The sequence below is a fragment of the Fictibacillus norfolkensis genome, from assembly GCF_014836645.1.
In the GTDB taxonomy this organism is placed as follows: Bacteria; Bacillota; Bacilli; order Bacillales; family Fictibacillaceae; genus Fictibacillus; species Fictibacillus norfolkensis.
Window position 1 is genome coordinate 215,778 of record NZ_JACSQM010000001.1, and the last position, 20,881, is coordinate 236,658.

At 38.5% G+C, this 20,881-nt stretch carries 20 protein-coding genes; 4 read left to right on the top strand and 16 right to left on the bottom strand.

Annotation, left to right across the window (positions count from 1 at the left end; all coding sequences use genetic code 11):
* Positions 1–2: 2 nt before the first annotated feature.
* From H9648_RS01050 to H9648_RS01080, 7 genes are all read right to left on the bottom strand, one after another.
* Positions 3–833: an EcsC family protein gene (locus H9648_RS01050; protein ID WP_191751944.1), complete on the bottom strand. Its 831-nt coding sequence runs from the start codon at positions 831–833 to the stop codon at positions 3–5.
* Between the two features lie 75 nt (positions 834–908).
* Complete coding sequence (locus H9648_RS01055) at positions 909–1,571, bottom strand: GNAT family N-acetyltransferase (RefSeq protein ID WP_191751945.1); 663 nt, start codon at positions 1,569–1,571, stop codon at positions 909–911.
* A 146-nt stretch (positions 1,572–1,717) separates the two neighbouring features.
* A complete protein-coding gene (locus H9648_RS01060; RefSeq protein WP_191751946.1) occupies positions 1,718–2,905 on the bottom strand; it encodes an acetate kinase in 1,188 nt (395 codons plus the stop codon).
* Positions 2,906–3,108: 203 nt separating this feature from the next.
* The gene (locus tag H9648_RS01065) at positions 3,109–4,107 is read right to left on the bottom strand and encodes a class I SAM-dependent methyltransferase (RefSeq protein WP_191751947.1); all 999 of its coding nucleotides are present in this window, start codon (positions 4,105–4,107) and stop codon (positions 3,109–3,111) included.
* A 160-nt stretch (positions 4,108–4,267) separates the two neighbouring features.
* On the bottom strand, positions 4,268–4,768 hold the full coding sequence (gene tpx, locus H9648_RS01070) for a thiol peroxidase (RefSeq protein WP_191752649.1): 501 nt from the start codon (positions 4,766–4,768) through the stop codon (positions 4,268–4,270).
* An 88-nt stretch (positions 4,769–4,856) separates the two neighbouring features.
* Positions 4,857–5,309 carry a GerW family sporulation protein gene (gene ytfJ / locus H9648_RS01075; protein ID WP_137788650.1) on the bottom strand — a complete coding sequence of 151 codons (453 nt, stop codon included), beginning with the start codon at positions 5,307–5,309 and terminating at the stop codon, positions 4,857–4,859.
* Positions 5,310–5,312: 3 nt separating this feature from the next.
* Positions 5,313–5,981, bottom strand: coding sequence for a DUF2953 domain-containing protein (locus tag H9648_RS01080; RefSeq protein WP_191751948.1), 669 nt, complete (start codon positions 5,979–5,981; stop codon positions 5,313–5,315).
* Between the two features lie 148 nt (positions 5,982–6,129).
* Between H9648_RS01080 and H9648_RS01085 the strand changes: the two genes are divergently transcribed.
* On the top strand, positions 6,130–6,927 hold the full coding sequence (locus H9648_RS01085; protein WP_137788648.1) for an NAD kinase: 798 nt from the start codon (positions 6,130–6,132) through the stop codon (positions 6,925–6,927).
* Positions 6,928–6,998: 71 nt separating this feature from the next.
* Here H9648_RS01085 and H9648_RS01090 read toward each other — a convergent pair whose 3' ends face one another.
* The 6 genes from H9648_RS01090 to ezrA form a co-directional block, all read right to left on the bottom strand.
* Positions 6,999–8,591, bottom strand: a complete 1,593-nt coding sequence (locus H9648_RS01090) for an amidohydrolase (RefSeq protein WP_191751949.1) — start codon at positions 8,589–8,591, stop codon at positions 6,999–7,001.
* A 93-nt stretch (positions 8,592–8,684) separates the two neighbouring features.
* Positions 8,685–10,259, bottom strand: a complete 1,575-nt coding sequence (mbcS, locus tag H9648_RS01095) for an acyl-CoA synthetase MbcS (protein WP_191751950.1) — start codon at positions 10,257–10,259, stop codon at positions 8,685–8,687.
* Positions 10,260–10,387: 128 nt separating this feature from the next.
* Positions 10,388–10,573, bottom strand: coding sequence for an alpha/beta-type small acid-soluble spore protein (locus tag H9648_RS01100; RefSeq protein ID WP_066243771.1), 186 nt, complete (start codon positions 10,571–10,573; stop codon positions 10,388–10,390).
* Positions 10,574–11,098: 525 nt separating this feature from the next.
* Positions 11,099–12,310, bottom strand: coding sequence for a tRNA uracil 4-sulfurtransferase ThiI (gene thiI / locus H9648_RS01105; RefSeq protein WP_191751951.1), 1,212 nt, complete (start codon positions 12,308–12,310; stop codon positions 11,099–11,101).
* A 5-nt stretch (positions 12,311–12,315) separates the two neighbouring features.
* Positions 12,316–13,455 (bottom strand): cysteine desulfurase family protein, encoded by a 1,140-nt coding sequence (locus tag H9648_RS01110; RefSeq protein WP_191751952.1) that lies wholly within the window; start codon positions 13,453–13,455, stop codon positions 12,316–12,318.
* Positions 13,456–13,626: 171 nt separating this feature from the next.
* Positions 13,627–15,318 (bottom strand): septation ring formation regulator EzrA, encoded by a 1,692-nt coding sequence (gene ezrA, locus H9648_RS01115; RefSeq protein WP_191751953.1) that lies wholly within the window; start codon positions 15,316–15,318, stop codon positions 13,627–13,629.
* 221 nt (positions 15,319–15,539) lie between these two features.
* Between ezrA and hisJ the strand changes: the two genes are divergently transcribed.
* Entirely contained in the window at positions 15,540–16,373 is an 834-nt protein-coding gene (hisJ, locus tag H9648_RS01120) for a histidinol-phosphatase HisJ (protein ID WP_191751954.1), read from the top strand.
* Here the strand turns inward: hisJ and refZ are convergent.
* On the bottom strand, positions 16,338–17,024 hold the full coding sequence (gene refZ, locus H9648_RS01125; RefSeq protein ID WP_191751955.1) for a forespore capture DNA-binding protein RefZ: 687 nt from the start codon (positions 17,022–17,024) through the stop codon (positions 16,338–16,340). The genes hisJ and refZ overlap by 36 nt on opposite strands.
* A gap of 152 nt (positions 17,025–17,176) precedes the next feature.
* On the opposite strand from refZ, the gene H9648_RS01130 reads away from it, so the two are divergent.
* A complete protein-coding gene (locus H9648_RS01130) occupies positions 17,177–17,662 on the top strand; it encodes a GAF domain-containing protein (protein WP_191751956.1) in 486 nt (161 codons plus the stop codon).
* Positions 17,663–17,716: 54 nt separating this feature from the next.
* Here the strand turns inward: H9648_RS01130 and megL are convergent, their stop codons facing one another.
* Positions 17,717–18,895 carry a methionine gamma-lyase gene (gene megL / locus H9648_RS01135; RefSeq protein WP_191751957.1) on the bottom strand — a complete coding sequence of 393 codons (1,179 nt, stop codon included), beginning with the start codon at positions 18,893–18,895 and terminating at the stop codon, positions 17,717–17,719.
* Positions 18,896–19,241: 346 nt separating this feature from the next.
* Here megL and rpsD point away from each other — a divergent pair, with 346 nt between their 5' ends.
* The gene (rpsD, locus tag H9648_RS01140; RefSeq protein WP_191751958.1) at positions 19,242–19,844 is read left to right on the top strand and encodes a 30S ribosomal protein S4; all 603 of its coding nucleotides are present in this window, start codon (positions 19,242–19,244) and stop codon (positions 19,842–19,844) included.
* Between the two features lie 55 nt (positions 19,845–19,899).
* Here rpsD and H9648_RS20955 read toward each other — a convergent pair whose 3' ends face one another.
* On the bottom strand, positions 19,900–20,829 hold the full coding sequence (locus H9648_RS20955) for a methyl-accepting chemotaxis protein (protein ID WP_191751959.1): 930 nt from the start codon (positions 20,827–20,829) through the stop codon (positions 19,900–19,902).
* Positions 20,830–20,881: the final 52 nt, after the last annotated feature.

Consider the following 20,881-nt stretch of genomic DNA (forward strand, 5'->3'; position numbering starts at 1 on the left):
TCTTAATATTTTTCGTAAAGATATCTTTTTTGATAAAATTTGTGTGCAATTTCTGTAATCTTTCTCGACTGTTGATAGTTCATGAATGCACCCAGTGCCATACCGAAGATCGGCAGACCTTGAGTGAGCTTCTTTCTGAGAAGGAGAATCGCCATCATCTTCACAGCTTGCTGTATCGGATGAGACATCCAGGACACATCTGCGATCACATCTTTTCCTGCATAAAAAATCGGATCTTCTTCCTCTCTGATCTCAACCATTAGTTCGTCCCACTTTTCCTGCTGAAAACGCTTTGGCATCGTTGCTGCATGATAAACTTTTAACGAACGCATCATTTCTGCAGGTCTTTGTATATCATAGCCATAGTGCATCGCGATAGATTGCACAGAGCGGATTCCTAGAGCAACCATTGCAGGCAGGTCTGTACCTAAGAAGAGAAGTCCACCTGTGCCGGCGAGTCCTCCTTGAGAGAATGACAACAGTCTGTTTCTTGCGATCTGCTGGTCTGCCATATAAGACAACTGATCGATCGAACACTTTTTCAGATCTTCAATTTCAAAGATATCGTCTCTAAAGACTCTTGCTTCAGACAACAGCCTTTGCTTCGTATCCAGTTGGAATTGTGAATTCTGAATAAGAGCATGAATATGAAACAGTGCAGAATCAACATACTCTCCTATCGTCTCTTGCATCTCGTCTGGAAGAAGGTCCATTTGCCTTGTTGCCCATTTTTCGTAAGTACGGCCAAAATCCGTTGGTTCATATGTAAAAAAATCTTCTTCCCACGCATTAATGTCCTGCCAGATTTGTTCTTCACGCTCTGTTAGTGCCATAAGCATCCTCCTTAAAACCTTTTAAATAGTGTAGTATAAATCACTCTTAAAGTAAAAAACACCGAATGAGCAATCTTATAGAAAGGGATTTCTCCATTCCATCAACAAAGCATAGTTAGACGATTCTTCGTCCTCAATATAATTCGGGATAAGCATCAGCGGATTTCTTCCACATCGCAAAAGAAACGATATGACCGGATCATATAACTCACCACTAATCACTTTGTCAGCATAATCTTGAGGAGAAAGAACATGTGAATGCTTTGAATAACCCGGCATCCTCCCTCCGCCTAATAATCTCTGTAATTTAAGGTGAACGACTGTTTCATACAGAGATTGCATAAGAAGCTTGCCTAAATTTAATTTACGGTGTGATGGTCTTATGCAAATATCTACAACATACAGTGTATTTCCACTTTGATCATGATTGGTGATATAGCCATTATCCGTTATCTCTTCCCACGTATGCTGCGGATGTTCCAAGTCATAATCCACGAGTAAACTTGTTACTGATCCAGCAAGGACTCCATTGATCTCTACACATAGAGCTCCATCCGGAAAGAGCGAGATATGGTTATATAACTGTTTTTCGTTCCATAATAATTCTGGGGGAAATGGAGAAGGAAAGCTTTCTTTTTGAATGGAAAGGAGTTCAGCAAAATCCTTTTGTTCATAATTCCGAACGACAGCTCTTACATTTTGATTGTTCATGTAAAGATATTGTTCCTTTGTGTACATATTTTGGCCTCCCTCTTTTAAGAGGTGATCGCTATTTATTTGCTCATTAAATGGTTTACGCTAAACAACTCCATATTCCTCCTTTCACTTGCATATCTAAGCATAAAAAAACAGCCTTTTCCGAGGGAAAAGACTGTCTCTAAAAACTACATCGCATAGCGCATTGTATCACGCGCAATCATCACTTCTTCATTTGTAGGAATTACGATAACTTTTACAGGAGAGTGAGGGTAGCTGATGAATGCCTCTTTACCACGAACTTGGTTAAGAGCTGGATCCCAATATACTCCCATGAACTCTAAACCACGAAGTACGCGCTCACGGACAGCCGTACTGTTCTCACCGATACCAGCAGTAAAGATGATTGCATCAATACCTGCCATTCTTGCTGCATAAGATCCAATGTATTTATGGATACGGCTAGCAAAAACTTCTAAAGCAAGCTCTGCACGTTCATTCCCTTTTTCTGCTTCACTTTCAATATCGCGAAGGTCAGAAGAGAAGCCAGAAACTCCAAGCATTCCACTCTTATTGTTCAATACATTGATTACTTCTTCAGCACTTTGACCAGTTTTTTGCATGATGTAAGGAATTAATGACGGGTCAATGTTACCGGAACGAGTGCCCATTGTAACTCCTGCTAAAGGAGTGAAGCCCATAGAAGTATCAATCGATTTTCCACCTTCGATCGCTGCAATACTTGCACCGTTACCTAAGTGGCAAGATAAAAGACGAAGTTGTTCAACCGGACGTCCAAGAAGCTCCGCAGCTCTCTCTGAAACATACTTGTGACTTGTTCCATGGAATCCGTATTTACGAATTCCGTATTCTTCATAATACTCGTATGGAAGGCTGTATAAGAATGATTTTTCAGGCATGGACTGATGGAAAGCCGTATCAAAAACAGCAACTGCAGGTACGTTAGGCAATACGTTTTTGAACGCTTTGATTCCAACAACGTTGGCTGGATTGTGCAGTGGTGCAAGATAAGAGATTTCTTCAATTTCATGAAGAACTTCATCTGTGATTAAAACAGAGTCGTTAAACTTTTCTCCACCATGTACAACACGATGACCGATTCCTTCGATCTCATCTAGAGAAGAAATGATGTTATGTTTTACTAATTTATCTAAAAGCATTGATACTGCTTCTGAATGATCTTGGATATCTTTAATTTCTTTAACTTTTTCACCATTCACTTCGATTGTGAAAACTGAATCATTTAATCCGATACGTTCTACAAGTCCTTTAGTCAGTACTTCTTCTTCAGGCATTTGAAGCAACTGAAATTTTAAGGACGAGCTTCCGGCATTAATTGCAATAATTTTAGCCAAAATAGCCATCTCCTTCATATTCAATGAAATAGTAGGATGAGAACTCCAACTTCCATCTCACTTGAAACTTAATCCTTCCTTATTTAAACATTGACCTTTATTAATATCAAGGTTGTAAAACGCTTACACCTTATATTCATGCAATTCAGACTTGAATCCGTTTGCAAATGCATAAAAAAACAGCATAGGATAGACCCACGCTGTTATTTTTCACGTTCCCACTCTGTTTTAAACCACTCATTAATCTGTTCCATTACATTTCCTAAACCATTTTTATTTGAGAAGGATGGAAGCTGAGCTAGCATCGCTTGTTTAGGCTTTATTGCACCTTCTCCATTCTTCTGAAGAATCAGGATACTCTTTGCATGTACGGATGACTTAAACAATGATTCAGGAAGTTGAAGAAGACCTAGGACGGTTACTGTTTCCTTCATCCAACTTTTAAACAAGTCCGCTTGTTCACTTTCAAAGAGGTTGTTCGGCACGATAAATATCCCAATGCCTGTTTCTTTCAAATGATGAATCGATTGCTCAATGATTAAGTGATGAGCATAAGTATGTCCTTCTTTTTCATGTACTTTAAAGGCTTTAGCTGCTTCGTCATCAGGATAATATCCTACAGGCAAGTCGGCTACAACAACATCAACAGGATCTGCATAGAGTGGTTTGATCACATCTTGGTGAAAAAGTTCAAGTTTATGTTTTTGGATATTTGCATTGACCCACGCTAAACGTAAAAGAGTTTCGTCCACTTCTACTCCAAATGAAACACACTCTTTATCCTTCAACTGATTCATAACAGCTGTTAGCAAGTTTCCTGAACCCACTACAGGATCTAACAATGTAAGGTTTTCGGATTTTTTCATGAATTTTTGTACGAGGTATCCTGCAAAAAGTGCAACCGCATCTGGCGTCATCGCATGATGGGGCTGAACAGCTTCTTTCATACCTTTTAGTACAGCCAACTGAAATGCTTTACGCGTTTCTTCTTTACCGAATTCTGTAACATTCACTTTTTTGTATTCATCTGTTAATACAGTTGATAATTCTTTTGGGTATTCTTTTGGTATCTCCTGAAAGAACAGATTTTCTCCTGATTCTACAAGAGCGTCTAAATAAGGCAGTTCAATTTTATCCTTAATTGCCGTTGCTGTGTTGTCGAGAACAACAAATAGCTTTTCTACATCTTTAAAAGAACTCATATATAGCTTCCTCCTAAGTTTTCACAGGAAACATTTTAGCAAACTACGTACTATATATACAATCATTAACTTCTACCATTACCAAAATGGAGGTTGTGAGCAATATTTAAAACAAAAAAATCTCCGGTATTTTGAAGCTTTACCGGAGATGTCTGAATGTCTATTTTGCTGCTTTAGCAGCTTCGATCGCTGCTTCGTAATTCGGATGGCTCGTTACTTCGTCTACGTATTCTACATACGTAACTTTATCAGAGCTATCAATAACAAATACGGAGCGTGCAAGGAGACGAAGTCCCTCGATCGCAACGCCGTATGCTTTACCGAATGAAAGATCACGGTGATCAGAAAGAGTTTGAACATTTTCGATACCTGCTGCAGCACACCATCTTTTTTGTGCAAAAGGCAAGTCCACTGAAACCGTTAATACTTTAACGTTATCAAGCTTAGATGCTTCTTCATTAAAACGACGAACTTCAGCATCACATACGCCTGTATCAACCGAAGGAACAGCAGCGATCAAACGTACACTTCCTTTAGAATCTGCAAGGCTCACTTCAGACATGTCGTTTGCCAACACTTTAAAATCTGGAGCTTGGTCCCCTACTTTTACTTCATTTCCTAGTAATGTAACTGGTTTTTCCTTAAATGTTACAGCCATGATCATACTCCTCCTTTAAGGTATAAATTATGTACTTTCCCTTCCATCTTAAAGCAATGCAGAAAAAAAAGCTAACGAGATGTTAGCTTTTTTAAAACTCATGAGTTTGTGTGCTTGAAGGTCCGTGATCATGTTTGTTCTTGTTCATGAGATGCTGAAGCTTATCAATCACACCAGGTGCTAGATCTAAGATTCTCTCGTAAAGGTGCGTACTATTATCTAAGTGGATCGTTTTGATCCCAGTATTGCTTACAACAAGGAATGCAATTGGAGTAATCGAAACTCCTCCTCCGCTTCCTCCACCAAAAGGCATCTCTTTTGATTGACTAGAAGATCCTTGCTGTGTAGATGAATTACGGGATTCCTCCTGTCCACCGAATTCACTTCCACCTGCTGCAAATCCAAATCCTACTTTTGATACCGTTAGAATAACACTGCCGTCGGGTGTCTCTACAGGATCACCAATAATCGTATTTACATCGATCATTTCTTTTAAGTTTTCCATCGCGGTTTTCATTAAACCCTGGATTGGGTGTTCACTCATTTTCTACATGCCTCCAGTCATATATTCAGAATTCACCTTAGTCGAACGACTTACTATTCGCCAGGACTTTAAGATTTTTAACATAACGACAATAGCATGCCCGATTTTAAATGAAATCATACAAGAAAACCGCGTTTCACTATGCATACCCTGAAAAACAGGAACAACGGATATATTCGGAGATTCTTCAAGTTTAAAAAATGCATTCAGCACTTGTATCGCTATTCCTTTGAAACCCCAAACAGTACCAGCTGCTATAGCTGAGGAAGATGCTTCACCAAGTCCGATCGCACTATGCCATTCTACTTTTTTCACTCTCATCTTCTTTAAAAATGCTGCGAGTATCTGGTAAAAATGGTTGATGTGCTTTAGCATCTTATTAAATGATTGATATTGATTTTTTAATTGTGAGAACGTAATCTTCTTCTTTTCCTTTTTTTGTCCGAGCGTTGTTTGTTTTTCTTCTCGGATCTTTACAGAATGATCTTGAGCATCAACCATGATGAGTGGCACATTTAATTTATATTTTAAAAAACGATACATCTTAAAATTCACTTGAATGTTACTATTATCATTTCTGTGAACGAAATAAATAGAAATATGAATCGTAGAAAAACTTATTACGATTAATAAAAGCAGTAAGATACCAATTATGATTGTCACCCAAACCATACATGCTCTCCCCTTCTGTTATCTTTTCATTATGGACAGAGGGCATTCAATCTAAACGTTATGATGTCTGTTACAATAGAATCAGGAATTCGATTAAATGACTAAGAACAGAATAGGAAAGCAGAGAAATGTAAGGGAGGAAGGCATAATGGCTGTTCGTAATAAAATATTCTTCTTTTATAAAAAGGAAGAACGTACTTTAGAGAAGATCAACTCATTACTTTCATTGGCCAAAACAGAGGGCTTTGAACTAGTTGAAGATGAGAAAGAAGCAAACATCATAGCTAGTATTGGTGGTGATGGCACCTTCTTACAAGCTGTCCGTAAAACGGGCTTCAGAGATGATTGTCTGTATGTTGGCGTCAGTACACTCGAGAATGAATTTTATTGCGATTTTCATATTGATGATCAAGCAGGTATGATTGAAGCGATGAAAAATGAACAAGTTGAAGTTAGAAAATATCCTGCTCTATCGGTAAACATTGATGGACAAGGGTCATTTTTTTGCTTAAACGAATGTTCACTTCGCTCTTCTATTATTCGAACTCTTGAGATCGATGTCTTCATTGATGATTTATATTTCGAAACATTCCGTGGAGACGGAATGATCATTTCGACTCCTACAGGGAGTACTGCTTACAATAAGTCAGTTAACGGAGCAGTCGTTGACCCGATGCTAGCTTGCTATCAAATCAGTGAGCTCGCTTCATTAAATAACAATCACTATCGCACTTTAGGTTCGTCGTTTATCCTAAGTGATAACCGTAAGATGACATTAAAGATCAAGCATGATAACAGCCATTATCCGATTATCGGTATGGACAATGAGGCGATGAGTATCAAACATTGTGAAACCTTGAATTTTGAGCTTACAAATAAAAGAATCAAGACCGTAAAATTAAAAGATAATTCATTTTGGCATAAAGTAAAAAGAAGCTTCTTGTAGAAGATAAACAACCAAATAAAACAGCTTGCATGTTCTGCAAGCTGTTTTTCTTCTGTTCATGATTCCGCGTTCTACTCACCCTTGTGCTCATAGACAATATTACCATCTACAATTGTAAGTACAACCTTAGATTTTAAGATCTCATCTTCTGAAACTTCAAATAGATCTTGATCTAATACAGTAAAGTCAGCGAAATATCCTTCTTTAATGACCCCTTTAACATCCTCTTGCATGATGGCAGAAGCACTTCCGACAGTATATAAAGCTATCGCTTCAAACATCGTTAATTTTTGTTCTGGAACATATCCTTCATGGTACTCCCCCGGTTTTCTTCTCGTAACAGCTGCAAATATTCCAAGAAGTGGATCCACCGGTTCAATAGGAGCATCAGAGCCACCCGCACAAATTAGTTGTTCATCTAGCAGTCGCCTAAATGGGAAAGCATTCGGAATCCGTTCCGTACCAAGCCGTTCGATTAACCAAGGAAAGTCTGATGCTACAAATCCTGGTTGTATATCTAATATGACAGGTAGTTGTTTCATGTCAGCAATTAATTCATCATCTACAAGTCCAACATGAATTAAACGATCTCTGCCTTCTCTTGCCGGGTTATTTTTTATCGCTTCAATCGTTTGTCTCAATGCCATATCACCAATCGTATGTACCGCAACATTCATATGATACCCTCTAGCTTTTTGAACAAGTTTAGCAAGATCAAAATCTGCATGGATCGATACACCTGACGTTTCCGGTGCATCGTTATAAGGCTGAGATAGCCAAGCGGTCCGGCCTCCAAAAGCTCCATCTGCAAATATTTTCAATGCTCCATACTCTACAAAAGGCAACTCATATTCCTTTTTAACATTCTTGAAGTCTTCAAATGCTTCATGATGCACTAATAGATGAGCACGAAACTTAATCTCTTCTCCATCAATGACAGATCGATAAGCACTCAACGGCCTTTCTACATACCCATAATAGCTTAGGTCTTCCGAATGACCTCCTGTTAATCCTAATGAAAGCAAATGTTTAATAGAGGTCTTTAAGGCAGTATTCAAATAGTTCTGTGAAGCTTCTGGCACAACTTTCTTTACAAGTTCTGCAGCACTATCATGTAACAGCCCTGTTGCTTCTCCATCATTATCTCTTACGATAATTCCACCAGGAGGATCGATCGTATCCTTAGTTATACCTGCCAATGCTAATGCTTTCGTGTTCGCTAAAAATGCATGCCGACACACTCTGGATAGAAGAACAGGACGTCCTCCTGAAATATCATCAAGTTCTTGCCTATGAAAAATCTTACGGTCGATAAAATTGTTCTCGTTCCAACCTTCTCCGATCAACCATTCATCGGATGTAAGGGTAGCTGCTTTTTCTCGCAGAGCACGTTCCATCTCCTCAGCAGAAGTCATTTCTGAGAGATCAAGCTTTATCAATTTTTCACCATGACCGATCAAGTGCAGATGACTATCTACAAAACCTGGATACATAACATACCCTTTAAGATCAACTTTTTTCGTAATACGCTCATTAAATGTTTCTAATAAGTTTTCTTCGGTCCCTGTTTTAATAATTTTGCCGTTCTCTACGTAAACGGCTTCAATATGCTCATCTTCATTTACCATCGTATAGATTTTCCCATTAAAAAAGAGCGTCCCCAATTGATTTACCACCTTTAACAATCTTCTTTTTACAGTAGTATAACGTAAAAACCAAACAAAAAAGCAGATAAAATATCTGCTTTCCCTTAAAAATCATCTTGTTTTAGATGCTTCTAACTGACGCAGCTCGATACGCCTGATTTTCCCTGAAGTTGTCTTAGGAAGATCATCCACATATTCAATCGATCTTGGGTATTTATAAGGAGCCGTAAGTTCTTTTACGTGTTCTTGAAGTTCTTTTGTTAGGGCATCGTTACTTGCAGTATGATCTCGTAAAACAACAAACGCTTTTACAATATGACCACGTAATTCATCTGGGCTTGCTACTACTGCACATTCTTTAACAGCAGGGTGTTTTACAAGTGCATCCTCAACTTCAAAAGGTCCGATCGTATAGCCAGAGGAGATAATGATATCGTCACCTCTGCCTTCAAACCAAAAATAACCTTCAGCATCTTTCTTTGCTTTATCACCCGTAACATAATAATCACCACGGAATGCCATCATCGTCCGATCTCGGTCTTTATAATATTCTTTAAACAGAGCAGGACAATTTTTATGAACGGCAATATCACCAACTTCTCCAGCTGCAACAGGTTTTCCGTTCTCATCAATAACATCAACATCGTTTCCAGGGGTTGGCTTGCCCATTGAACCTGGCTTGATCTCCATACCTTCCATCGTACCGACTAATAACGTATTCTCTGTCTGCCCATACCCATCACGGACTTTGATGTGGAAGTATTTTTCAAACGTATCGATCACTTCCCGGTTCAGTGGTTCTCCTGCTGATACAGCACTTCTTAAATGCGGTAACTTATATTGATCTAAATTGTCTACTTTAGCCATCAAACGATACTCTGTTGGTGTACAGCATAGCACCGAGATCTGTTGGTCTTGCAAAAGTGTTAAATATTTTTTTGGATCGAACTTACCTTGATAGACAAAACCAGTAGAACCAGTACCTAGAGTGGATAAAAAAGGACTCCAAATCCACTTTTGCCAACCAGGTCCCGCTGTTGCCCAGACTTTGTCATCTTCTGAAATGTTTAACCAGCTTTTAGCAGCAGTACGAATGTGAGCATACGCCCATCCGTGTGTATGAACGACACCTTTAGGCTGTCCTGTTGTGCCAGATGTGTAGGATAAAAAAGCCATATCATCCTTCGATGTTTCAGGTGCTTTATAGGAAACGCTTACATTATTCGTTATTGCTTGCAAGCTTAACCAGTTATCTGTTTCCCCGTTCGCACTAATTTTATATGTAAGAGTAGGCAGAGTATCTTTGATTTCATTAACTTGTTCTGTAAATCGGTAGTCCGCAATGATCGCTTTTGCTTCACTATGTTGGACGCGGTAGCTCAGGTCCTTAGCTCTTAACATTTCTGAGCAAGGAATAACAGAAATTCCAGCTTTCAAACAAGCGATATACACCGCATACGTTTCAATCAGTCGCGGCATGATGATCAGAACTCTATCACCTTTAGCCAGTCCTAGTTCTTCTAAAGAATTTGCAATTTGATTCGCTCTGTCTAGGAGCTTCTTATATGTAATCTCCTCGGTAACGCCTTGTTCATCCATCCAGATTAAAGCTTTTTTTTCAGGGTTTAAAGCATACTTTTCCATTTCTTCCGTTAAATTATAAATGTTTGGAGCAATCAAGTTCATTTACTTCACCCTTTCAATTCATGTTGTTCTTTACCATTATAATATATTTTAGAAAATTTTTAAAATTTAGTTATATATGCACAAAAATAAAAGGAGCGGGGACAACCCGCTCCGTTAGCCATTACTATTTACTTAGAGTATCCACCTAGAGCTTGAGCTACTAGACGCTTAGTGATTTCTCCACCTACAGATCCGTTAGCACGTGAAGTTGAATCTGGTCCAAGGTTTACACCGAATTCAGAAGCGATTTCATACTTCATTTGGTCTACAGCTTGTTGTGCACCTGGTACTACTAATTGGTTTTGGTTTGCCATGTTGTTTCACCTCCTTTGTACTAATAAGATGTGTCTAAATGACCGATTCAATTCTTGGAAATTGTTGTGTGTGTTGCCATTTCGAATATTAGTTAGGAAGAAGGTCTATGAAGGTAGTTGATTTCTACTCCAGGTTGCTCGCCTCGACTACCTTGCGCTCCAATCAACTTGCAACGGAGAGACAATTCAAATGCAAAAGCTACAGCTCCTAGAAAAAGAAAAACGAAAAAAAGCCTACACAATGTGCAGACTTTTTCAACTGGGTTTTATCTTGTTTATTTTTTGAACTGAAAGCGTGCCTGAATCACCGCCACTAAACATTGAAGGCATTAATTTTTTCACCGGGTTACTTTCAGGTCATTTTCTTTTCTCTTCATTGACTAGTTGATTGGAGTGAAAGGTGCGAGACTCCTGTGGGACAAGCGGTCAGGTGAGACCCTTAAGGGCGCAAAGCGGCAAGGGGCTCACCGCCTGCCCCACGGAAAGCGAGCACCTGTAACGGAAATCAACAACTTTCAAGATGGCTTAGAGCAAATCATCAAACGTTTCGTCCGTTGACTTCCCCTCTTCAAGAATCAACGTTTCAACATCATTAACCGCTTCTTCAATCAACTCTTCAAGATTTTCAATATTTTGTTCAAAACGAATGGCTTTCTCACGCTTCGGTTTAGTCTTTGGTGCAGAAGGCAAGAATATCGTACAGCAATCTTCATAAGGACGAATTGAAATCTCGTATGTTCCAATTTTATGCGACAAATTCATGATCTCTTGCTTATCCATTGTAATAACAGGACGAAGAATAGGCATGTTCGTTACTTCATTGATCGCATACATGCTATGCATCGTCTGACTTGCAACTTGGCCAAGGTTCTCGCCGTTTGCGATAGCCATCGCATGGTTGTTCTCCGCTAATCGTTCAGTGATTCTCAGCATTACTCTTCTCATGATCGTCATGCTATAACTAGACGGAATCTTATCTTTGATCGTTTGTTGGATTTTTGTAAAAGGTACAACATGAAGCTTGATCTTGCCTCCGCTATAGCGAGTGAGCTCTTGTGTTAGATCGACCACTTTTTGTTTTGCTCGTTCACTTGTAAATGGCGGACTATGAAAATGAACACCTTCAATACGAACGCCACGCTTCATCGTTAAATATCCTGCTACCGGACTGTCGATACCACCTGAAAGCATAAGCATCGCTTTACCACCAACACCGATCGGCAGACCGCCAGCTCCCTCAAATGATTTTGAGCTAATGTAAGTTCCTGTATCTTTTACTTCCACTTTTACATTTACATCTGGATTATGAACATCAACGGTTAAACCTTCCGTATTTCTTAAAAGGTATCCTCCAACTTCTTGGTTAAGCTGCATCGAATTAACAGGGAAAGATTTTAAAGAACGTTTACCTGTAACTTTAAACGTCTTCTTTCCTTCCATCGCTTCATTTAGAGCGATTAACGCTGCTTTCTGGATCGCTTCTAAGTCATTTTCAGATCTTACAGCTAAACTGATCGAGTGTATGCCGAAAATATCTTGTAGTGATTTGACGATAGGCTCATAAGATTGTCCGTTTAACTCAATAACAATTCGGTCAAAGTGTTTAGACATATTAAGTTCCTGAAATGGACGCATTTTTCTTTTTACTGTTTCAAATAGCTGTGATTCGAAATGCCTTCTGTTTTTTCCTTTTAGTGATAATTCACCATAACGCACGACTAAATGATCATAAATCATCTTCATTACCTCATTACCTTCTTAATATTTATTAGTTCTTCTTTTAATATTTTTAAAGACAGTTCTGCTTCTTTCAATGTGTTTCCATAGGTGGTACTCAAACGAATGGCCGTTGAAGCACGATTTTCTCCTAACCCCATCTCTAGTAAGATACGGCTTGCTCCACCTTGTCTTGATGAACAAGCAGAACGAGTAGATACATACACATCTCTTTTATCAAGAGAATGAATCAGCACTTCTGGTTTGATGCCCTTCACTGAAAAATTAATAATGTGAGGAGCTGAGCTTATAGGAGTATTAATGTCTATTCCATCTATGGTACGTAACTCTTCAATTAAGAACTGTTTAATCTCAAATAAATTTTCTCTCTTTTCCTTACTCTCTTGAAGAATCAACCTTAACGCTTTTGCCATAGCTACAATACCTGCAACATTTTCAGTACCAGCTCTTTTCTTTAATTCTTGTTCACCACCAGTGAACAAAGAAGAGAGACTCACACCGTTCTTCACAAAAAGAATTCCATTTCCTTTTAGGCCGTGAAATTTATGTGCAGATATTGTGCACAGATCGATCCCACACTCTTTAAGTGGAAGGTCAACCTTACCGACACCTTGAACATTGTCGACATGGAAAAAAATCTTCGGGTGCTCTTTCAAGATCTTACCTATCTCTTGAATAGGTTGTATCGTTCCCGTTTCATTATTGACATGAATAAGTGAAACAAGTATCGTATCCTGCCGAATCGAACGTTCAAGGTCTTCTAATGAAATCAACCCGTCATGATCCACTGGAAGATACGTTATTTCGAAACCTTGTGATTCAAGATATTGAAAGGATTCATGACTCGATGCATGCTCAACAGAAGATGTTATAAGGTGTTTACCTCGATTTTGATGTTGAAAAGCAATCCCTTTGATCGCAATATTGTTGCCTTCTGTACCACCAGAGGTGAAAACGACTTCTGATGGAGCAACCTCCAGTAACTGAGCAATTGACTTTCTGGCCTGACCAAGCAATTTCTCAGCTTCGCTTCCTTTAGAATGAAGGGAAGATGGATTGGCAAAATACCTTTCTGACACCGTAACGAACGTATCAAGCACTTCCTTATATGGCTTTGTTGTTGCACTATTATCCAAATAAATCATTGTTGAATCCTCCAATTATACATTCCAAACCGTTCTAAAACACACATTTCATTATCATACCATAATTTAGCTATCGTGCACATCTACACATATCTCCTATTTTTTGTTAACCGATTTAAAAAATCTCTTTTTTACAGCAAAAAAACTGCAGGAATTGAATCCTTACAGTTTTTATACGTGTGACTTTAAATTAATTTCCATCTCTTTAAGGATTCCAGGTCTAACACTCTCTATCGCAGAAGCTGCAATCTCAAGAGCATCTTCATACTGATAATTTCGAAAAGCGATCTCAGCTTCAATCAATCGAACGGATACTGATTGATAAGAACTTCTAAATCTATTTCCGTACTGTATAAGCTTTTCTGCTAAAAAAGCATTCTCTATCATCTTAGAGGTTTCATCGTAGCCCTCATTCACTGCTTCATGCGCTTTGTTTAGAACATAAGAGACATCTGACATTTCTAGAGGTTTCTCATCCAGTTTTTTAGAAACTTCGATGATATATTCTTCTGCTTTCCCAATTGTGATCAAGTAATGTTCCGGCAATCCAGGAAGGTTGCTCTTTTGTACCATCCTTCTCGCTTCAAGAAGTTTCTTTCGAAGTCCTCTTAAGCTCTGTTTCGTTTCAAGTTCATCTTTTCTTAAATTATGAAGCATTTCTTCATAAACTTTCTGAGAACGCTGCAGTTCTTCCATCTGCTTTTGCATCTCTTCCATCATCTCGCGAATAACAGAATATGATTCTCTTTTCTCGTCAATTGAATCTTCGATGATCAAGAACCTGCTTTGTAGCTTGTGAAACAATTTTTCAATCTTCTTTTGCATCTCTGCTTCATTTTGTTCGATCAAGTAAGTAGAAGAAACGATTTGGGTCTCTTGCTTTAAATTCTCAATTCTATCGTGTAAATCTTGAATATTTGAGAAAAAGACTTCTCTTTCACTTATTACAAATTGCTTAGAATGTACTTCGTTCTCAAGCACTTCATAGAGCTGATCCATCTTCTGTACCGTTTCATCCATATCTTTTTGAGCACTTTCAAGCTCAAGTTCAAGTACTTTGTTCAGCGCTTGATCGTTAAGATCCTTTAAAGAACGGATCTCTTTTTCGATGCCAATATGATGAAGAACATAACCTTGTTGTTCCATCTCTGTAAAACCTACACTTAACTCTTTTAATGAATTAGGAATATCTGATTGAAGGATCACAAGAAGTTCAGGAACTCCCTGCATCTTTGTTTTACAATCAGAAATACGATTCAAACTCTCAACAAGTCTTTGTCTAGCTTCAAGATGGCTCCCTTGTACAGTTAATGATTCGAACGTTTCAATTAAAGCTTTTATCTCGTCAAGTTCTTTATCAAAAATTGGAGCAGTCTGGCCAAGTGCACGGATATGAGTTAAATAGTACTTCTTTGTTTCTTGAAGCTTTTCTTTCGCTTCAACAATCTCTTCCCGATTTAGTTCCTCACTCGTAACTAACTCATTGATTTCGGAAGTAATCTCTTTAATTCTCAAATCCATCTTTTCTAAAGACTGACTAACACCAGCTAAAATAGATTTAGCTTTTTTGAAACGATACTTGTCTGTATATTCCTCAGCATCGAATAAGTCTTCTTCTAAATTAGGAAGTTGAGTCGTTACCATCTCATCCCATTCTTGACGCCACATTTCAAATTTCTCTTCCGTTTCACCAATCATCGCCATACCCTTAACTTTTGAGATTTCTTCTGTTAAGGGGCGATTCATAATTTGCATCTTCCATGCTTCAAGTCGGTCAATTTCTTTATACACTCTTCGGCGTGACATGGCACCGTACAGGATCAATGCTAGGAATGTAACGATGGCAATGACTATGTATATCATCAGAGGCACCCTTTCTATCTGTTCAAATTTCTATATTGTCTATATTATGTATTCGTATGTTTAAATCGCTTTACCGATCTAATTTAGTTTTTATTCTATAAAATTGCAGTTTAATGCTTTTATGATAACATGTAAACAAACATTTGACGCAAAAAAATTGCATAATCTGATAACTTTTTTCCAATTTAATGAAGATTTTGTCGAAAGGAGGAGTAAGAAAGATGTACTATGATGGACATATCCACACGCCTTTTTGCCCCCATGGGTCTTCAGACACTTTTGAAATGTATATCGAAAGAGCTATCTCTTTAGGTTTGAAAGGTATTACTTTTACAGAGCATGCCCCGTTGCCTCATTCATTCATCGATGCTGCTCCTACGAAGGACAGCAGTATGAAACATGAACAATTAGGAAAATACTTCGACACTTTGAGAGAAGTTAAGAAGTTTTATAAAAGTAAAATTGAAATCTTTACTGGTTTAGAAGTCGATTTTATTGAGGGCTATGAAGAGGAGACGAATACATTTCTGAAAGAGGTTTGGCCTGAACTCGATGATGCCATTCTCTCTGTTCATTTCTTAAAGGTTCAAGACCATTACTTCTGCATGGATTATGATGAGAACGTATTTAGAGATTTGATCGAGCAATCCGGCAGCCTCTCTGCAGTATACTCACTATACTTTCAAACCGTAAAAAAATCGATCAGTCATTCATTTGGAGATCATCAGCCAAGAAGGATTGGACATATGACATTAGCAACTAAATTCCAGAAACTTTTCCCTCCAGATTTTAGTTATGAAAAAGAAGCAGAAGAGATTTTAACGGCACTGTCTGAACGTAACATGTATTTGGATTATAACGGAGCAGGCGCTGTTAAGCCATATTGTTTGGAACCATATCCTTCTAACTGGATCATAAAAGAAGCACAAAAAAGAAAAATCCCTCTTGTCTATGGGTCTGATGCCCACAGTGCTAAGGGACTCGGTCAAGGATTGGATCAATTAGTATCAACAGCAACATTAACTTCCCCACTTCTCCTGAATAGAGCCAAATAAAGGCTTTTGAACAGCGGACAGCAGGGGATTTTTTCTTTCTGGGATACAAACACATTTATCAAACCAGTTCATCATCCACTTCTTATAAGGTTGGAAGAACGTTTCTGTTTCAGCACTTATCTGATATACCTCAGCTAAATAAAGAGGATGTAAAAATGGAAGCATCATCATATCTTTGAACTGAATGGTTAAAAAGTCGATTGGCTGCCTTCTGAATTCTTTTTTCTTCATCCCTTTTTCAAACAGAGTTTGCAAAAAGTATTTTTCTTTAACTAAGTAGGTAGACATGAGTTCACGGACCAATGTTGAATCAAGCGTCATCTCACGATAGACAAAGCGTGCAAGAGGAAGGTTTCGCTGTTGATAGATCAACAATGCTTCTACTATTTCAATAAAACTCCCTTTTACAGTTGGAGAGCTCGATGTATGATATATGATTTCAATCCTTCTGATATACCCTTCAAAAAATGATATGATCAACTCTTCTAGAAGACCTTTCTTTCCTCCAAAATGGTACGAAATTAAAGCGATGTTCACACCAGCTTTTTTTGCTATCTGTCTAACGGTCGTTCCTTTAAACCCTTGGCTTGTAAAAAGAGCAATCGCTGCTTCGGCTATTTTCAGTTTCGTTTCCATCGGATCTGTCTTCATTTTCTTCCACCGTCCTTCCCTCTTGTATAAAATTCTTGGGCGAGAGACATAAACCTTTAATAATCGCTCGACAAATAAGGGCTTATGGGTGTATAGTTCAACATTATTTGATAGGATAGAGTAAACAATTTATCAGGTTTGGAGGAATCTTGATGTTTTCCGTTCAGCAATATAGCACAGACAAAAATGAAGCTTATTCTCTTCTGTTGAAACAACTTTCTGCTCTGCTTGAAGGCGAGACAAACGCGACTGCTAACCTCGCAAACGCTTCTGCTCTTTTGAATCAATTTTTAGACAGAGTAAACTGGGTTGGTTTTTATACACTTGAAGGAGAGACGAACCAATTAGTTCTTGGACCCTTTCAAGGGCTTCCAGCTTGTGTAAGAATTCCTCTTGGAAGAGGAGTATGCGGAACGTCCGCTCAAAATCAAGAAACGTTAGTTGTAAAAGATGTTCATGAGTTCCCTGGACATATCGCTTGTGATGCAGCTTCTCAATCAGAGATCGTGGTTCCATTAGTGAAAGACGGAAAGCTGCTAGGAGTTCTAGATATTGATAGTCCTGAAAAAGCACGATTTGATGAGATTGATCAAGAGAACTTAGAAAAGTTTTGTGAGGTTTTACTTCGATATCTCTAGATTCTCTTCCCTAAATAAAGAAGTCCTGCGCAGTCATTAGCGCAGGACTCTTTTTTATAGTGAATCTAAACTTTGTTTAATATCATCCCAAATATCTTCCCATGCTTCTAAGCCAACCGATAAGCGCAGAAGCTGATCAGTGATGCCCATCTGAAGTCGATTCTCCTCAGGTACGACAGCATGTGTCATTGTAGCAGGATGTTGGATGAGTGTTTCAGCATCACCAAGACTAACAGCGATCTTAATGAGTCTTAAATGGTTCATAAACTTTTGGGCGATTACTTTATCTCCTCTTATCTCAAAGCTGATGAGACCCCCAGCGTTCAACATTTGTGAGTTCGCTAGCTCATATTGAGGGAAGTCCGGATCACCCGGATACAATACTCGATTTACCGAAGGATGTTTCTTTAACAAGTCTGCAAGTTTCTTTGCATTCTCACAATGACGGTCCATTCGTACAGGCAGTGTCTTGATTCCTCTTAAAAGCAGCCAAGCATCAAAAGGAGACATGACCCCTCCAATATCCTTTTGAGTGGTCATTGCAAGGTGACTCATCATTTCTTGCCTACCGACCGCCAGACCTCCGATTACATCTCCATGACCACATAGATATTTCGTGGCACTGTGCAAAACAATATCGCACCCTAATTCGAGTGGACGCTGTAGGTAAGGAGATGAAAACGTATTATCAACAACAACTGGAATATTATATTCTTTCGCGATTCTTGCTACCATACTCAGATCAACAAGTTTCATGGTAGGATTTATCGGAGATTCAATATAGATGACCGCAGTATGATCGTTGATCGCTGAACGTATCGATTCCTCATCGTTCATAGGATGAAAATTATGTGTAATATGATATTTTTCTTCCATAAGTTGTAACAAGCCAAAGGTACACCCATATACTCCTTCTGAACAGAGAATATGATCACCGGTTTTCGTTAAGCCAAGCAGAATGGCTGAAACTGCAGCCATACCAGATCCAAACGCTAAACCTTTTTCCCCTTTTTCCATCGCTGCGATCCGCTCTTCTAACATTGCAACCGTCGGATTGCTGAGTCTTGAATAGATATAACCTTCCTGCTCTCCTGCAAATCGTGCAGCACCCGTTTCCGCGCTATCAAAAACAAAAGTTGAAGTTTGAAAAATAGGAGGAGCTAGACTTCCATAATGCTGTTCTGCGTTATACCCCTTATGAATCACATCTGTTTCAAAGCGTTTTGTATCCATTTTTACTTCTCCTTTGAAGGCAATATAAAATGTAAGCGCTTTCTTATTTATATCATATATGAATTTTAATACTTTTACAATTTGTCCTGATAAATGTTTTATGAATATGGCGATCAGGTTGACATCGAAGAGCAAAAAAGCTTATACTATTCTTTGTGTAAAATAAGCGGCACTGTGTCCATCATTTGTTTTTATTTTGTACTCAGGTTTTTATTAATCTGGGAACATCGCGTAGCTTCATAGGCTGCTGAAGTGAAGATGTTTTTCATACAAAATATGCTCATGAAAAGGCCATAGTCACTGTTGTTGTTTTAACACAAACAAACACGTGAAGGAGGAGTCAATTATGGCTCGATATACAGGTTCAACATGGAAAGTTTCTCGTCGTCTTGGAATTTCTCTAAGCGGAACTGGGAAAGAACTTTCTAAGCGTCCATACGCACCAGGACAACATGGTCCAACTCAACGTAAAAAAATCTCTGAATACGGTTTACAATTACAAGAGAAGCAAAAGCTTCGTTACATGTACGGTGTAAACGAGCGTCAATTCCGCCGCATTTTTGATGATGCTGGTAAAATGACTGGTATCCACGGTGAAAACTTCATGATTCTTTTAGAATCTCGTCTAGACAACGTAGTTTACCGTCTTGGTCTTGCTCGTACGCGTCGTGCATCTCGTCAATTAGTAAACCACGGTCACATCACAGTAAACGGCAAGCGTGTTGATATCGCTTCTTACCGTCTATCTGCTGGCGATGTAATCGGTGTTCGTGAAAAATCTCGCAACTCATCTGCTATTAAAGAAGCGATCGAAGTAAACAACTTCGTACCTGATTTCTTAACATTTGATGAAAACAAATTGGAAGGTACTTTCACTCGCTTACCAGAGCGTTCTGAACTTCCTGCTGAGATCACAGAACAACTTATCGTTGAATACTACTCTCGTTAATCTGAGTAAAGAAACCCCTAACACCTTTTTAAAGGTATTAGGGGGTTTTTTTATTTTATAAAAGTTCTTTAAACCTACTTGCTTGTGACTCTAATTGTCGTGCAGAATTTTCAATACCTATGAACTCTTGCATCGCTTGTTCAATTAATTTCTTGTTTTTCGTTATTCCTTCTTGTGATCGGTGAGTCACATCATTGATCTTGTTTATCTCACCTGTGATTCCTGAAATATGTGCATTCACTTCTTGGATAGAATCTTGCACGCGAGTAGCAAGCTTTCTAACTTCAACCGCTACCACATTAAACCCTCTTCCGTGATCACCAGCTCTTGCAGCTTCTATCGCTGCGTTTAAGGCTAACAAATTGGTTTGTGCTGCAATCTCACGAATCGTCTTAACGATATCCTCTATAGAAGTAGCTTGTTTTTTCAAAGATTCTAGAATCAATAAATTTTGTTGAGACTCAGATACTAGTTTTTCAGTAGATATCGAGATCTCGTTACTTTTCTTTAATCCTTCTTCTGCGCGTGTAAGCAACTCTAGAGACATTTGTTGAAGATTAGATGCAACTGTAATCGTATTATTTTCTCTATTCGTAATATCTGTAGCGATTTTCACAACAGCTGACACTTTATGATTTTCGTCTAGGACTGGTGTATACGTAGCTTCTAACCAAATCAAACGCTTTGATTTCGTTACACGTTGTATCTTTTCTTGAAATGTTTTACCTTCTCTTAGACTTCTCCAAAACCGATCATATTCACCGCTTCGCAAAAACTCTTCTGTGCAAAATTGCTTATGAACCAATAACGGCATCTCATCAACATGGTATTCCACCGTTGTTGCGAAATTTTCATTTGCCCACAGTACTTTTCCATAAGGGTCAAATTCAATCATTGCTACTGATCGATCAATCGCTGCTAGTACAGCGCTTTCATTCAATACTTGCGAGCTCTTTGTAGAGCTGTTATTGCTCAATGTTATCATTGTTGCATCCCCATCTTTTAGTTTTTATTTCTAATATTATACTACTAAGGAA